Below are 15947 nucleotides of genomic sequence, written 5' to 3'. Positions count from 1 at the left end.
GAACGCGAATGGACATTACATATCTTATCGACCAGTTGCATTATATTGACTCTGTTGGGCAAGTGAAATTGAAAAAACTATCTTTAGAGCAGTACCAACAACTAGATGAGTGCGATTTGTGGCGCACTGAGCGAGGAAAGTTAAGTTTTGTTAAAGACGTCACTTTTGGTGACGAACGGTACGAAGGAAAAGGACGAAAAGACAATTCAATACCGTTTAGGGGCTCACGCTTACTTAGCTATGAACTGAAGTCTTTAGCCATTCTATATCATAGGGTTGGCTTCATTGAGGGCGACTATGGCTTTAGGTGGTCATCGACGAACGGAATTCTCAACCCGCTCAATAAGTTTGCTCAGTTTCTATGCGAGAGGAACTACGATTCTTTTCGGCAGTTTGACCAGATCCCTAGTATTATTCAGCGAAAGCTGCTGAATAACTTTCTGATAGCGAATAATGCCGAGAACGGTATGGACTTACTGGGAACCTTATCATCACGCAAAGCGATTCAAGATAGCTTGCCGCTCCTTCACCGCTACGGATTGATCTGTGATAATACTGCAACCATCTTTTATGACGCTATCGATGCTATCCCTAGTATTGAGGGTGAAGATTACAGCACATCACACCCAGTGATCCCAACAGGGATACTTAAGCAAGTGATACAGCAATCAAAAGAGCGAATTGAGGAGGCTGAAAGATTACTCCCTCAGTGGGAGAAGGCTAACGAACGCCTTATTCATGTACTTGCAGAAAGCAAGGTGAAATTCGCATCACAACTAGCATATAACTCAAGTCTAGTTATTAGGCGTCATGTGGGCCGTTACCATTCTGATAATAAGACCATCCTTAAAGAGCTCAAATGCCTTTATGAGTCGTTTAAGAGGCTTAGAGTAGATGTTTTTTTACAGGTACTTACATTTACAGGCATGCGCAATCAAGAAGTCGGTGAGTTAAAAAACAATGCCGCAAAATCTCGTGATGACCGTTTCTATATCCAGTCAGTCCTTTCTAAGACGACCCCTGGCAAGATGACTTTGAACTGGGTTAGCAATGAAGATGCATACCGCGCTGTGAGCTTACTAGCCCGTTACAATAAGTCCATGTATGCACGTGCAAAAGTCTTTCTAGAATACCATCGGGACGAAATGACACAAGATCTTATATATCATTTAGAAGATGGGATGAAACAGGACAAGTTGTTTGGTGTGATACCTAGTGTGAGATCAGTACGCTTTACTGATAATTGTGAACCAAAAGTAGGGTCCAGAAAAGGTACTCCAGGTAAGGAAAATAGATTCAGCTTCCTAGAGTACCGTTTTGAGCTGTCAGAACGCGATATTCAACAACTCGATATGCTTAATTGCAACTATCGGGGAATGCTGGGTAAGAAGCGTCGCACTCGCTATAAGCACGGAGACGAGTTCACCCTAACTCCACATCAGTTTAGACATACCTTCGCTTGGTTTATTATCGCTAACCGACTTGGTGACCTCGATGATATCAAGTACCAGTTCAAGCATCTGTCTTCAGCTATGTCCATGGTTTATGCGCAGCGCGGCTATGAAACCATAGAAGACCTACTGAATGTTGTTGAGGGGTTTGATGCCCAAGTCACGGAGAAGTTGGCAACAGAGTTGGCGGCAAAAGCTCAAGTACATCGTCTGTCCGGCGGCGGTGGTCAGCGCTGGGTTAAGGCCGCTGAAGCACTTGAAATTAGTGTTACTAATATTGACATGGCCAGTGATGGCAATACTGCGATTACAAGAAAGAAGACGCTGCACTTCAAAGACGTCGAACAATACAAAGCCTTCTTGGTTAAACACCTTAAAGGAGTTAGGGGATTGCCACATGGTCTATGCACAGGGGGGGAGGACTGTAAGATCAAGAATGCAGCAGTTCCGACCGGTTGTGTTATGTGTGGTAACTACCTCGTCAGTAAACGGCACTTACCGCACTGGAAAGCGATGGAAAGCTACGCTCTAAGCAAGCTAAACATTTTTGAAAAGGCTACATCTGAACAGCAGGCACCATACCAGTTACTAGCTAAATCATGGCGTGCAACAGTTAAAGCCGCTCGGATGATTATTGAACAGGTTGAAACAGGGAAAGATCAATCACTTGAGGAATTGAGAGCATGAGACAGTCCACTGAAGCCAAACTTAACACTGCCCTAGAAATAATGCTCCAAGAGGGTGCGAAGATTAACCCTAACGCCGTTGCTAAACGTGCTGGTACTACTACGGCCAATTTACGCCATTACCCTGAGCTAAATGCGAGAATCAAGTTACTGAAAGACCGTCAGAAACAGCAGAATATTGAAGCTGATAAAGATGCGCTTATCCGTAATCAAGCTGAAAAAATCAAGAGATTAGAAACTAAAATCGAGAAGCTCTCTGCCGAACTAGAAGCTGGTAGTGACTCTGATGCTATGGCTACTATGGTAGCTCAGATGGGAGAAATCTATCGAGCGTATGATGACACCTGCAGTAATGCTCATGATCTAGCAAACTTACTGGCACATACAGAGGGGTATCTCAAATGTGACCCGAATACTGGTAAGGTATTGAAAGGATCTTGGTCAAAAGAAGACATATGAAAACGTTCATTTGGTCTAGAATGCCCCAATAAACAACCCAATACCCCAAACATAATAATTTGCACTGAATAAATACTTAAAAGGCAAGATTTTAACACCTTGCCTTTGCTCTACTTAAGCAGCATACCACCCATCTGCCAGCACTTCAGCTTGCTCAAGCACTAATTTAATCGCTTCTTCTGCTGCATCCGGCGGGTACTTCCAACGGCGCAGTAATCGGCGAACAAGGTTGCGCATTCGAGCACGTACGCTTTCACGTTTCTGCCAATCAACAGTCGCAGATTTTCGGAGCTGATGAGTTAACTCAATAGCAAGGTTACGCAGGCTATCGTCACCAAGTTCACGCACAGAAGATTCGTTCTCAACCAAAGCTCGGTAGAATGCTATTTCATCCACCGAAAGGTTCAGTTTATCGAGAAGTGCGGCATCTTCTTGCATCTCCTTCGCCCATTGAATTAGCTCTTCAATAACCTGTGCCGTCTCAATGCTACGGTTATGGTATTTCTTAAGGGTCGACATGATACGTTCTGAATACTTCTTCTCCTGAACCACATCGTTTTTCATACGGGCTTTCACCTCATCACGCAGAAGCTTTTCTAAAAGCTCAACGGCAAGGTTTTTCTCTTTCATGTTACGAACATCTTCCAAAAATCCTTCCGATAATAAGCCTATATTTGGCTTATCCAAGCCAACCATATTGAAGATATCATCAACACCATTAGCAATTACTGCATTATCAAGGATTTGCTTCAGAGCTGTATTACGCTCTTCATCAGTACGTTTTTTATCTACCGTAGAGTGCTTGATAAACGCTGTTTTGATTGCTGAGTAGAACGCTATTTCGTTCTTATAGCCTTGTGTTTCATCCATAGTATTACACAGTGAATAGGCTTTCGTTAACGCAGCCATCACATCAAGAAAACGGCGTTTACCATCACGTTGTTCTTTACCGTTACTTTGGGGAGTGGCTAAACCAGACAGATGATTCACGGCTCCCGGAAGTAATCGTAGTGCTTCCGTTTCAAAGTCAGGTCGATAATTGAAAACATTTCCATCAACGGGGGTTGCGAACATACCACGAATGATGTCGACCTTCTCCATAAGCACTGCGAACGCTTCTGCCGTATCAACCGTTGGTTGACCTTTACCTTGGCTGTTGGTGTAGGTTTTAAGCGCATTCTTAAGCTCATTGGCAATACCGATATAATCGACGACTAGACCACCCGGCTTATCTTTAAACACGCGGTTAACACGGGCTATTGCCTGCATCAGGTTGTGGCCTTTCATCGGCTTATCGACATACATTGTATGGCAGCATGGCGCATCAAAGCCTGTTAACCACATATCTCGAACAATGACCAATTGCAGCTCATCATCGGTATCTTTATAGCGTTTCTCAAAGAGTTTCTTTGTTTTCTTATCGTGGATATGAGGCTGCATTTTCTCTTTGTCGGAAGCAGAGCCTGTCATCACAATTTTTATCGCGCCTTTATCGGTATCTGGATGATGCCACTCCGGTTTAATTGCAACGATTGCGTTGTAGAGGTCAACACAAATCTCGCGGCTCATTGCCACAACCATGGCCTTACCCGGAAACGTACTTGTACGAGTCGTAAAGTGCTCAACAAGATCTTTAGCCACTTGCTCGATACGTGGCTCTGCACCAACAAGCTTCTCTAACGTTGCCCACTGAGATTTAACCTTTTCACGATCGGCAGTTTCTTCGTCTTCACCAATCTCTTCTTCAACTTGGTAGTTGAGTTGTTCAATCTCATCTTGGTTAATATCGAGCTTGGCAAGACGTGATTCATAATAAATAGGAACGGTAGCACCATCGTCGACAGCATCTTGAATGTCATAGATAGATACGTATTCACCAAAGACACCACGAGTATCTTTGTCATCCATAGCTATAGGTGTACCTGTAAACCCGATAAATGAGGCGTTAGGTAAAGCGTCACGCATATACTTGGAGTAGCCGAATACGAACTTGTGACCCGTTATCGTGCCATTTTTATCCTTTATCTCAACCATCTTCGACTTATTACCGTACTGGCTACGGTGCGCTTCATCGGATACGACGACGATATTGCTTCGCTCCGATAATCTTGGGTGTTCAGTTTCTTCGTCTAGCAAAGCGAATTTTTGAATCGTCGTAAAGATGATGCCGCCGGATTGACGATTCAATAGCAGTTCACGTAAGGCGTCACGGTCATCCGCTTGTTGCGGGATCTGCTTTAAGGTCTCTTGCGCCATGCCGAAGGTGTTATAGAGTTGCCCGTCCAGATCATTTCGATCTGTCACCACCACAATAGTTGGGTTATTCATTGTGGCTTGCTGTAATAACTTACTCGCATAACAAACCATAGAGATGCTTTTACCACTACCTTGGGTATGCCAAACAACTCCCGCTTTACCACTACCTTGTTTGATCTTTCCTAATGCAGGAGTCGTCGTTTCTAGGAAGTTACCTGATGTGTTTGATGCTCGAACGGTGGCTTCTACTGCCGCTCGCACTGCATGAAACTGATGGTAACCTGCAATTTTCTTTATGATTTTGTCGTTATCAGTCTCGAACAACACAAAATATCGAATGTAATCGAGCAGTAGATCTTGCTTGAAAAAGCCACGAACCATGGTCTCAAGCTGAAACTCTAGTAATGGCTTATCATCTTCAGCAGATATGGTTTTCCAAGGGAGGAAACGTTCTTTATTTGCTGTTAACGATCCCACACGCGCTGTCCAACCATCGCTAACTATCAACGCTTCATTGAATGCGAATAGATCGGATATTTCATCTTTATAGGTTTGCAGCTGGTTGTATGCGTTCCAAATATCAGCATGTTCATCCGCTGGATTCTTCAGCTCAATTACCGCAATAGGCAGACCGTTAATAAATACCACCACATCAGGGCGACGGTTGCCTTTGGTTCCCGTTATAGTAAATTGGTTGACGACCAAGAACTCATTGTTTTCTGGGATAGCAAAATCAATTATATGAGCATGGGTGTGCTTAGAAATGGTACATCCATCTTCATCAACGCTGGTGTACTCAACAGGTACACCTTCAATCAAGTACTTATGAAAGACTCGGTTGTTCTTGATGAGGATTGGTGTTTCTAGTGTTGAAATCGTATTAACTACCTGAGCTAACGCCTCTGCGCTAAGCTCAGGGTTAATGATTTCTAGCTGGCTCATTAAGCGCTGCTTGAGAACAACTTGATGATAATCTTCACGCTCTGGGGTATTACCATCAGGCGCAATATCGTAGCCGTTTTTGTATTGATAACCTTGCTCAATAAACCATCGAAGGCATTCTTGTTCTAATCGATCTTCGGTGATCATCTAGTGCTCCCCAAACTGAATTTTTTATTAGCTACATCAATAGAAAGTAATAATATCTTTTCAAGCATGGAGTGATCCTGCTCTACAACTTCGTACCAGATAGGTTTGATATTTATGCTTAATAATCGTCCCATTTTTTCGGCTTTACTTTCTTGGTCGCAGTTTGCCAAAAGAGCATAGTGACACGGTATTTCAAAATGACCTTGTTCAACTACGGATTGAAACAATTCTAAAGTCCGATCCTGTTCTAACGAACAGCCAATGAAAACCAGAGAATAGCTGATATATATTTGCCTTAGTGAACGAGGCAATTGTTTTTTGAAGTCAATATCAGTATCACCATAGGCATCTCTGTATTGTGAATTAGTAAACACATATGATTGAGCTTGCTCTGAGTCACCATGCAATTTCATCAAGCATTGCTCACCTTTAAGCAGTTGACTGACGAACCCATTTTGTTCTTGTTTACCATACATATAACCAGTTAGAGGTTTACCATTAATTAATTCAAATTTCTTTTCGATAAGACGATCAAAATTTGTCGTCACCACACAAGATTTAGATAACTGAGGTAAAAGGTCTATAATTGGAGGAAAAATTGGTTTGTCGTCTTCTTGAGCGGCTTTAAGGCGAAATTCTGTCTGGACGAAATTTTTAAATAAATGTTCATTGTACTGATAAAGTGTTTCCGCAACCGCTAGATAATGATAGTTATCTAAATCATCTTTTATTTGAGCAGAAACATCTCCTCCCATTTGTTTAGCTAAACGCTCTAAAGCATTCCCCCACAAAGGGTATCCCGCAGGTAGGGAGACTCCGGCACCAATAAATGGAGCAACGCGTTGGCGTTTTATCGCATCGACAAAATCTAAAAACATTGGCAATTGTTCAGATTTTTTTAAGAAATCTAATGCATCTCTATGTTTTTCTTCGAGCTTAATACCATTCCATTTTGATAATTCATCAAAATAGGTATCACGCTCTACCCAGTAAAGTATATCGCTAACATCATACTGAAATTTAGTATCTGAATCGGATAAACTCGTGATATTGACTTTTGGGCCTTCAGTCGACACTTCAACCGAAGCACTCAAGTTCAACTCTTCATTAAATTCTGCATTTTCTTGGAGCTTTGTATCTAAATATTGCTCCACTTTCTCTATGATATGGCGACTATCATGCAATGGCTTATTCATCTATAGAATCCCCAGAGTTTCTAACTCGATTTCGCCGGAAAGCAATTTAGGAAGCAGGGTATCTCTCAACTTAGATAGCTCAATGTTTTGTTGCTTATAGTTAGATACAGTTACGAAGAAAGATGTAAATATTTCTTCAAGTTTTTGACACAGCTCATCACTAGGAACAACAACCATTAGGCGTTCAAAATCTCGTGGATAAATGTGAGGCTGAGCCGCCCCCGTTTGCATATCGTAAATCTTTTTCTGGTTGAATTTGAGAGCTACATATTGCAAGAAAAACAAAGGAGTGGCTGCTTTACTAATATAAGAGGAGTCTGAAGCCCAAATGCTTTCATAGTATAAATTGATAAACCCAGCATTCGCACCGGATGCACTGATTGTTATTGCAGGGCCTTCAACATTATGGGTATTATGAAAATATGCTGGTTTCAAGCCACCCGCAACAACAGGAACATCACCTTCCACAATTGTTTTTTTCGTAATATTTTTACCTTTGGTAATTTTTACCCAATCAGAGAATGCCTTAACTTCCCACCCCTCAGGAATTACCCCAAACTCAGATTCAACTAGCTTTTCAGGGAAAAGCGAGGCAGTGGCTTCGTCCATTCCTTCTAGTTGCTCGCCGTTCATCTTCGCTTTCACCGGATCGAAATCGACAAACCATGATTTGAAGATGGCTTGTGTTATTTCTTCTAATGTTTGGTTTAACTTAGTGTTTACCCTAATCTTCTTGATAATAGGATAATATCCATTAACTACTTCGACTTGCTTCTCATAGCTTGGTAAATTTAAAGGCAGAGAGCACAAAACCGAATTATTTAAATTCGGCATCGTCGCCCCAATAGCGTGGGTTTTAAGCCAAGCTAAACTTTTAGCGGAACTAACAGCCAAGTGCAAATACTCAGGTACAACTAGATCTTTCTTCAATACTCTCAAGTAAATAAGACCTGTGCCAGCAATGCTGCCTTCCTCTTTATCTCCGACCAAAGCAGAACGACCGCATGCTTGTGCCCCTCTTCTAGCAAAAACAATGTCCCCTTTCTGTAATCGATACCGCTTTAGGTCTTGAGCTTTTTCCAAAGTAATATGATTAAAAGTGGTAGGGTTTAACCCATCAGAAAATATTGCTTCTGCTGGAATTACACGTACTCCTTCATCAATGTATTCATGCTTGTGTAAGGCACTTCCAAAAGGGCCTGTGAATATTTTTATGTATCCCTTTGTTAGCAGGTCACCTAAAGAATTACAGTTCATAGCCTAACCCTAGCAAGTTCTTCTTAATGTCAGCTTCTAGCGTCGCTGATTCCACGAATTGCTCACTCAACTTAGCGGTTAACGTTGCCATTTTCTCGCCAAAGGGCACACCATCGTCTTCTTCCTCAGCCGCGCCGACATAACGGCCCGGAGTTAGAACAAAGTCATGTTTGGTGATTTCTTCTAAAGTTGCAGATTTACAGAAGCCAGCTTGGTCTTCATAAGCGACACCATGAATTTCTTCGCCAGTTTTCCAAGCATGGAATAGATCGGCAACTCTCTTGACGTCATCAAAGCTGAAATCACGCAATACGCGGTCTTTCATGTAACCAAGGTTACGTGCATCAATAAATAACACTTCGCCTTTACGGCCACGTAGCTTACGACCTGCTTTATCGACACGAGGTTTTTTGTTCTTGGTTAGGAACCAGATACATGCTGGAATTTGGGTGTTAGTGAATAACTGACCCGGTAGCGCCACCATACATTCGATTAAATCGTTCTCGATTAACGCCTGTCGTATTGTACCTTCGTTATTGGTGGTTGAACTCATTGAGCCATTAGCCAATAGCAGCGCCTGAGATCCTTCTGGTGCTAGGTGATGAAGCATGTGTTGCATCCACGCAAAGTTGGCGTTGCCCGCTGGCGGTTGACCATACTTAAAGCGAGGATCGTTATCATCAACACCCGTATTCCACTCTTTCATGTTGAACGGTGGGTTAGCCATGATGAAATCAGCTCGTAAATCAGGGTGCTGCACGTTGGTGTAGGTACTTGCAGGCTCTTTACCAAAGTCGTAATCCAAACCACGGATTGCCATGTTCATCGCGGCTAGTTGCCATGTTGTGTGGTTGTATTCCTGACCGTAGATAGAGATCTTCTGCTTCTGCGTAATCGCATCCACTTGCTTCTCGTTAGCGTGACGCTCAATAAACTTTTCTGATTGAACAAAGAAACCACCGGAACCCATTGCTGGGTCATACACACGTCCTTCGAAGGGTTCAATCATTTCTACGATTAGCGTTACGATTGATGCAGGCGTATAGAACTGACCACCTTTTTTACCTTCGGCAAGGGCAAACTGACCAAGCATGTATTCGTATACGTGACCAAGGATGTCTTTACTGTTTAGATCTGCGTGAACAAACGGAATCGTAGCGATCAGGTTGATCAATTCATTCAGCTTAGCTTGGTCAATTTTCAATGATGAGTATGACTTGTTTAGAACACCTTTCAGTTTCGGGTTGTCACGCTCAATGCCTTCTAGAGCATTATCAATCAGGTGTCCAACAGAAGTAATTTTCTTCGTCTTACCGTCGACATCCAATTCAGCACCACCGATTACTAGTGGGCCATTGTCTTGCAGGAACTGCCAGCGTGACTCAATAGGTAACCAGAACACGTTTTTCTCTGTGTAGAAGTCACGCTGTTCAAGTTCAATCTTAATTTCTTCTAAAAGCTCTTCTTCGCTGAAATCAACGGGATCTAGGTAGTATTCGTGCTCTGGGTTTGCGAGGTCTGCTTTGATTTCGTCTTGGCGTAGTTTGAATGCATCTGAAACGTATTTTACGAAGATAAGACCAAGTACGGCATGTTTATATTGTGCTGCGTCGAGAGTTGAACGCAGTTTGTCGGCTGCATTCCAAAGCTTGCCTTCAAGCTCTTTCAAGAACTGTTGTTCTGTTTGATTCATTTGAGGTTTTCTTGATCTAGAAATATTCCGTCAATCATACCAAACCAACAGCGACTGTTCTTGATTTATACCTTACTTAATAGTGATTTTTATGAAGTGAGGAGCACATTATGGAAGCATGGAATAAAGGAAAACGAGTTGGGCAGAAGAAAGTCTTCAAACTTGAAGACATTTGGCGCATTCGTATTCGGCTAGAACTCGAAGAGCGTTTGTTTGAGTTGGCTCTGTTTAATTTAGCCATTGATTGCAAACTTCGTTCTTGTGATTTACGCAACCTGAAAGTCCAAGATGTCAGCCGCAGTGGTTACGTGATGCCGAGAACCATCGTCAAACAGCAAAAGACTCAGCAAACACTTTCACAGTGGATCATCAAAAATGCATTGGCACCAACAGACTTCCTATTCCCAAGCTCACGCCGTGAAGGGCAGCCAATCTCACATTACTACACCACTATAGTAAACCGATGGGTGACTGATATTGGTTTAGATAAAACACAATACGGTACGCATTCACTGCGTCGTACTAAAGCTTCTTTGATCTACGCCAAAACCAAGAACTTACGCGCTATCCAGCTTCTTCTCGGTCATGCTAAGCTCGAAAGCACTATCGAGTATCTCGGTGTCGAAATCGAGGATGCTCTGAGGATTTCCGAGAATTGTGAGACGTAATTTTTCATATAAGTACTCTATATGAAAAAGCCCCGCTAAATAAATAGCGAGGCCATATAGGGTGGCCAAGACGACTGTGGGACAAAGCACCAATCCAGAAGCGAGACCAATCTTTCGGTTTATCAACTAGTTAATCTAGAACTAGCTAATTAAATTCTGTATTCTTATCAGGATTATAGCAAGGCTAACCATTAGGAGCAACTCTTGAAAGTTGATACTGGCATTTTAAACTCAAACTTAACAGTTCCCGAAGCATTCTTTTTAGGTGCATGGTTTAACATGACCCATGAACTGAGTTTAGATAGTGAGAGAGCTAGTTTCCTTCATGCAATTAATGGTTGTCAAGAATTACTGATACTTCTTGACTTTGGGGAAGCATACGGTGGAGCCAATAAGCGTTATGTCGTGGCTACTGAATTGCATGAAATCTTACAAGTAGATCCTATTGTTAAGACTCCTGAATTTGAAAAGTTGACTCAGAAGATGTTAGCTTTAACGATCCCTAATGAGCAAGGAGAAAGCGAAGCTTCAGTTAATAAGTCAACAGAGTTAATGCGTTCACACATTGAAGAGTACCTAACTCATTTAAATGAGCATTATATAAAAGTTGGACTTAACCACCTTGAAAGCTTGTTATTTCCAGAAGTACCAGTTGATAGCAACGACCATCTTAAAAAGATACTGACTGCCACAGAGTCGATTGTTTCTGGGCTAATCGCTTCTGGGTTAAGCATGAACGAACTTCACAATTACTATCGACATGTGCTTACTAAATTTGTTGATAACGAGCCCTTCTCAGCTCGCTATCAATATCTTAAGGCTGTCTTATTAGAACATAGTAAATACTACTTGATTGAGCTGACTGTTACCAACCGAGAGCTTACTGAGCGTTTGGCACAAGGAACTGAATGGATCTTTGGTTCATTAACATTAAAACGAACTGAAGAAAATGACAAAAACCTGATAGCTTCGGTGACAATAAACGCGAAATCACGTATTTCTGCGGGCATGCAAGCCAATGAACTACTAGGTGAAGTTCTTGATGCACTTAGTTTTGCAATACCAAATATTAATCTTTCAATAAATAAATCATTTAAGTCAACGGACCTCTCCACAGGTATAGAAAAATCCATTCGTCTTCATTCCCCAGTGCCTAACCATATACATAAAATGAATTATGAGGAGCTTGAACGATTTATCTCATCTCTAAATAACTCAATTACTGATACTAAATTAGCTGGGGCATACCGTCAGTTACGAATCAATGCTTCTGCTGATAATATTGAATCTAGATTTGTCGGAAACTGGACAGCCTTAGAAGCCCTAACACGAGATGTGCCTTTGAAGACGAATCGACCGGGAGATGATGAGAGAGTGATTCTCGCGGCAGTATCACCAATTGCAATAGACTATGTAATAAAAAGACTAAGAACATTTAAAATAACATTGGTCAATGTAAACAAAACTGCCTTTGCTATCGAAGGTGGAGATAACTTTCATATCGATGATGCTAACGTCGAGAATATGTTTTCCGTTCTAAGTTGCCCACTAAAGGCTAATGCTATTTTACAAAGTCTCGATAACTTTCCATTCTTCAAGTATCGCTTGAGTTTGTTTACAAAACTTTGCCAAAACTCTTTAGAGCTAGCCAAAAACATTGAGAAACATGAGCAGCGAGTATCATTGCAAATTAAGCGCCTTTACAGAGCGAGAAATCTTCTTGTTCATGATGGAGGGCGAGTAAAAAACCTCGAATTACTTTGTGCATACTCAGAGCATTATTTGAAATGTAATTTAACTGCGATCACCGCTATCATATCCTCCAAGCCGACGATCACAAATAGTCAAGTTGCTTTATTACGACTTGCAGATACACTCACGGATACAAAATTGAGTTTAAACCCAGCGATTAAAGCCCTAAGAAAGAAACAAAAGCAAGGTGCTAAAAGTCCAGAGAAACAATATCAAGATCAAAATTATAATAACGCTGAAGAACTCAAGGAACTAATCAGGTTATTTGATCAACCATCATAACGGGCTAATGATGGTTCCAAAGTCAACCTTATAAGCCCCTTCTGAGGCGCTTTTTGTCCCTGAGGGAGTCTTGATTCCGGGCACGTGACACATCTCTTGGCAGATATGTGCTGGGTGGGAACTCCATCTGCACCACTGTAAAAAGTTATATCTACTTAATAAAAGTTATATTTGCCCTACTCAGTACCATAAAAAGTTAAATTTCTGCCGATTATTTAACTTTTTTGCGTTCTGCTATGTATCGATATAAGAAAATTCGCAGAACCAAAACGAAGCTCTCTGAAACGTTTGAGGGCACAAACGTTTTAGAGTTGCCACTCTAAGGTGCTTTTGTCCCTTTGTGGCCCTCCCCCCTCCAAAAGTCAAACGCTGTACTTCTCACTTATCGAGAAAGATCTCCGTCTGGTTTTCCAAACTGAATCTATTCATCAGAGGATCAAGCCAGCGGAGCTATCAACAAGGATCTGGACAAAATATACAGGGAAGTTCTAGACGATCGGATAACCTCAAGTTACTCCAAACCACGTGAATCGCCCTCCAATGGATGACTAGTTTCGATCACCGTCACTCACTAGTTATAATTACTACCTCCAGATAGAATACGATCAATCCGCTCTTTCATTAGTTGGTAATTTTCCTCCACAGACCGACCACACTTTTCTGATGTATCAATCTCTACAATGGGAATATCAAACCACTGAAAGACCTTTTTGTAGGCTGTTTCTACACAATTATTTTGCGTTACCGCATCACCGTACCACTGTACTGGGCCATCTCTGGCTTCTATTCTTTTGTTGATAGTTTCAGCATCAGCCTTTACAAAGACGATAACTTCTGGAAGAAGAATATTTTGGGTAGTGTTAAGTGTATCAACTATATTCTTGACGATACTTTCACTTAGAAGAGCTGTCTGGTACGCCAAGGTTGAAAAAAAATACCTATCTAGTATGACATCTCCTGATTCTAATGCCCCTGCGACCTCATGACTCTTTAAGTAGTTGTTCATCAGGAAAAAGAGCAAAGCGCTCTCCTTTGATTGGTAGGAGTCAATAACCTTTCTCAGCCCCAGAGCTTCTTCCACTACCGCAGAATGAACAACGGATTTTCTCTCTTTTGCGTAGAGTGAACTCAATGTTGTTTTCCCGCAAGCATCTAGCCCTTCATAGACGATAAATTTATTCATTTGTTCCTCATTTTTTTATATTTTGATGTGAAAAAATTTTAGTACTAAGTGGCGTAACATAAGTTGTGCCCCAAACATCTTTTTGTATATTGGTTTTCACTAAAGCTCTACAACATCGACATTGACTGTTTGATACCTTGAAGCAAAGGTTTTAGGATTAAACTCTATTTGGGAAAGAGCTTTGTTTACACCACATGAATTAATGCTTTCACTGTATTTATATCCGGCTTTATTGGAGGAATTCTGGTAAAAACAGCCTTGAGGATTAATCATCAAATATGATTCCGTCATAGTAGAATTAGACTCTGGGAATAGAGGTAACCCCAACCCGCTGTGCCTTAAAACGAACTTGTCGAACTGTGTCTTAGAAATAAGTAATTCATCATTACCATATGGCATGACATGCAAAATTTTCCATTTGTAGGGGGCTAGATCAGTAATAAGCTCAGAAAAGTCTTCGTCTAAATTAAGACTATTCACTACAGTATTTATCTTTGTTTTAATGCCCCTTTGGGACTGCGTAAGGTTCGCTAATGCCAGTTTCAGGTCATCAGCACCGAAAGAGTTTCCTTTCCTGTCTTTTCTTCCTATTTTATTCCGTGTGTCTAAGCTCTGACTGTCAAAGCTGATTCCAATCATATCTAGCGAGTTATTAGGCAAAGCCAGCTTACCGTTAATTAGATAATGCCCGTTTGTTATAGTTGAAGTTTTAAAGCCTTTTTGTTTCGCCAGAGTCAAAGCGGTAACGAAGGTATCTCCAAGCATCATTGGCTCGCCACCTGCAAAGTTAAGGCGGACACTCTCGTAACCAAGTTCCTCTTTCAAGGTCGAAGTACCTTTGATGAAGTAGTCAGCTAGGTTATCTAATAACTTAACTATTTCTTTCTCGGAACGATGGAGTTCATTCGGGCGACCCCATTTTGCGAAGCAGTATTTACAACCATAATTGCAGACTTCAGTCACGTGCCAATTGATTACCAGTTCTATTGTTTTGTCAGTCTGGATTTTTGTCATGCCATCTCTCCTTTTTGTTAATGACAACGACATTATGATTGAAGGATTAGCGATATTTGGGTATATCTAGAGACAATCGGAGACAAATGAAAATTGTAATGAACAAAAAAAACCAGAAAATTGAAGAATTTAAAGTTCTATTAAAATTCATGGATTGGTCTTCTAAGCAATTCTCAGATATATATCTGAATGAAAACTCTCTCTATGACTTAGATGAAAGTGAGTATAAAAAGCACCATAACAAAGTGAAAGGCCAGCTAAAAAGAGCTTCTAACACTGAAAAATCCACGGCAATTTTCATTACTTACATCAATTTCATTAAAAGCTCAGATGAGTTTGCGATGAAAAGTAAAGAGCACAGCTTTAAAACTTTTTCGTCTGAATTCTTGGCCTCGATTGAGACAGTGGTATCAAAGAAGCAGCTTAAAAAAGTGGATACCATATATTATGAAGGCCATGGAAATTCTTCATGGTCTGCAAAAGAAATGGAGGACGTTTTAGGTTGCGCATTACAACACGCAGAAACGATCGGTTCCTCTTCACATGACTTTCAAGTTGTCAAACTCTGTGATGACGGCATGCATGCTGATTACCTAGTATTTTGGGCTGGAGATATTGGATTTGCAGGTGGTTCCGGCACTTGGGGGCCTGCTTATTGTCTAGTAAAAAGAAATCATTGGGGAAATTACAATATTGCAGCACCGGGAAGAGCTTTTTATGAACACTTAAAGATAATTGAAACTGTGGAGTTCATAGAATCCATATTGCACATTAGTGGGGTGACTTATGGGCCAACCTGTCATCAACGAAGTCCAAGTTACAAGCTCGAATTGCAGTTCCGGGTCGTTGATAGTTTCGTTGGGACTGTAGATTTGGAGCTTGTTGATAAGAAGGAAATTGGCTACGAAGATGCGTCTTAACATCACATCTTTACCGCAAGTGCAAACTCGCTTTTGCCCCA

At 41.3% G+C, this 15947-nt stretch carries 11 protein-coding genes; 5 read left to right on the top strand and 6 right to left on the bottom strand.

Features of this window, described 5'->3' with window-relative positions:
• Positions 1-8: 8 nt before the first annotated feature.
• Both C9J48_RS13910 and C9J48_RS13905 read left to right on the top strand, forming a co-directional pair.
• Positions 9-2138 carry a site-specific integrase gene (locus C9J48_RS13910; protein ID WP_107281166.1) on the top strand — a complete coding sequence of 710 codons (2130 nt, stop codon included), beginning with the start codon at positions 9-11 and terminating at the stop codon, positions 2136-2138.
• Positions 2135-2596 (top strand): hypothetical protein, encoded by a 462-nt coding sequence (locus C9J48_RS13905; protein WP_006230227.1) that lies wholly within the window; start codon positions 2135-2137, stop codon positions 2594-2596. The genes C9J48_RS13910 and C9J48_RS13905 overlap by 4 nt, the downstream gene beginning before the upstream one ends.
• Positions 2597-2710: 114 nt before the next feature.
• On the opposite strand, the gene C9J48_RS13900 is transcribed toward C9J48_RS13905, so the two are convergent.
• From C9J48_RS13900 to C9J48_RS13885, 4 genes are read right to left on the bottom strand one after another with little or no spacing between them, the layout of a single operon-like run.
• Entirely contained in the window at positions 2711-5941 is a 3231-nt protein-coding gene (locus tag C9J48_RS13900) for a type I restriction endonuclease subunit R (RefSeq protein ID WP_006230228.1), read from the bottom strand.
• Positions 5938-7137: an SIR2 family protein gene (locus C9J48_RS13895; RefSeq protein ID WP_006230229.1), complete on the bottom strand. Its 1200-nt coding sequence runs from the start codon at positions 7135-7137 to the stop codon at positions 5938-5940. Before C9J48_RS13895 ends, C9J48_RS13900 begins: the two co-directional genes overlap by 4 nt.
• The gene (locus C9J48_RS13890; protein WP_006230230.1) at positions 7138-8394 is read right to left on the bottom strand and encodes a restriction endonuclease subunit S; all 1257 of its coding nucleotides are present in this window, start codon (positions 8392-8394) and stop codon (positions 7138-7140) included.
• Positions 8384-10087, bottom strand: a complete 1704-nt coding sequence (locus tag C9J48_RS13885) for a type I restriction-modification system subunit M (RefSeq protein WP_006230231.1) — start codon at positions 10085-10087, stop codon at positions 8384-8386. Before C9J48_RS13885 ends, C9J48_RS13890 begins: the two co-directional genes overlap by 11 nt.
• Positions 10088-10197: 110 nt before the next feature.
• Here C9J48_RS13885 and C9J48_RS13880 point away from each other — a divergent pair, with 110 nt between their 5' ends.
• A complete protein-coding gene (locus tag C9J48_RS13880) occupies positions 10198-10755 on the top strand; it encodes a tyrosine-type recombinase/integrase (protein ID WP_006230232.1) in 558 nt (185 codons plus the stop codon).
• A 204-nt stretch (positions 10756-10959) separates the two neighbouring features.
• Positions 10960-12789, top strand: coding sequence for a hypothetical protein (locus C9J48_RS13875; protein ID WP_006230233.1), 1830 nt, complete (start codon positions 10960-10962; stop codon positions 12787-12789).
• 571 nt (positions 12790-13360) lie between these two features.
• Here C9J48_RS13875 and C9J48_RS13870 read toward each other — a convergent pair.
• Complete coding sequence (locus C9J48_RS13870) at positions 13361-13972, bottom strand: dTMP kinase (RefSeq protein WP_006230234.1); 612 nt, start codon at positions 13970-13972, stop codon at positions 13361-13363.
• Between the two features lie 99 nt (positions 13973-14071).
• Positions 14072-14986: a viperin family antiviral radical SAM protein gene (locus tag C9J48_RS13865; RefSeq protein WP_006230235.1), complete on the bottom strand. Its 915-nt coding sequence runs from the start codon at positions 14984-14986 to the stop codon at positions 14072-14074.
• A gap of 86 nt (positions 14987-15072) precedes the next feature.
• Here C9J48_RS13865 and C9J48_RS13860 point away from each other — a divergent pair, with 86 nt between their 5' ends.
• Entirely contained in the window at positions 15073-15906 is an 834-nt protein-coding gene (locus tag C9J48_RS13860; RefSeq protein WP_006230236.1) for a hypothetical protein, read from the top strand.
• Positions 15907-15947: the final 41 nt, after the last annotated feature.

The organism is Photobacterium profundum, from assembly GCF_003026285.1.
Taxonomy (GTDB): Bacteria; Pseudomonadota; Gammaproteobacteria; order Enterobacterales; family Vibrionaceae; genus Photobacterium; species Photobacterium profundum.
This window is presented reverse-complemented; position numbering and strand designations above follow the sequence as displayed.

Bases quoted from the DNA above. Each gene is read 5' to 3' on its own strand.
- C9J48_RS13910 (WP_107281166.1), top strand. From the start codon at position 9: ATGGACATTACATATCTTATCGACCAGTTGCATTATATTGACTCTGTT.
- C9J48_RS13905 (WP_006230227.1), top strand. From the start codon at position 2,135: ATGAGACAGTCCACTGAAGCCAAACTTAACACTGCCCTAGAAATAATG.
- C9J48_RS13900 (WP_006230228.1), bottom strand. From the start codon at position 5,941: ATGATCACCGAAGATCGATTAGAACAAGAATGCCTTCGATGGTTTATT.
- C9J48_RS13895 (WP_006230229.1), bottom strand. From the start codon at position 7,137: ATGAATAAGCCATTGCATGATAGTCGCCATATCATAGAGAAAGTGGAG.
- C9J48_RS13890 (WP_006230230.1), bottom strand. From the start codon at position 8,394: ATGAACTGTAATTCTTTAGGTGACCTGCTAACAAAGGGATACATAAAA.
- C9J48_RS13885 (WP_006230231.1), bottom strand. From the start codon at position 10,087: ATGAATCAAACAGAACAACAGTTCTTGAAAGAGCTTGAAGGCAAGCTT.
- C9J48_RS13880 (WP_006230232.1), top strand. From the start codon at position 10,198: ATGGAAGCATGGAATAAAGGAAAACGAGTTGGGCAGAAGAAAGTCTTC.
- C9J48_RS13870 (WP_006230234.1), bottom strand. From the start codon at position 13,972: ATGAATAAATTTATCGTCTATGAAGGGCTAGATGCTTGCGGGAAAACA.
- C9J48_RS13865 (WP_006230235.1), bottom strand. From the start codon at position 14,986: ATGACAAAAATCCAGACTGACAAAACAATAGAACTGGTAATCAATTGG.
- C9J48_RS13860 (WP_006230236.1), top strand. From the start codon at position 15,073: ATGAAAATTGTAATGAACAAAAAAAACCAGAAAATTGAAGAATTTAAA.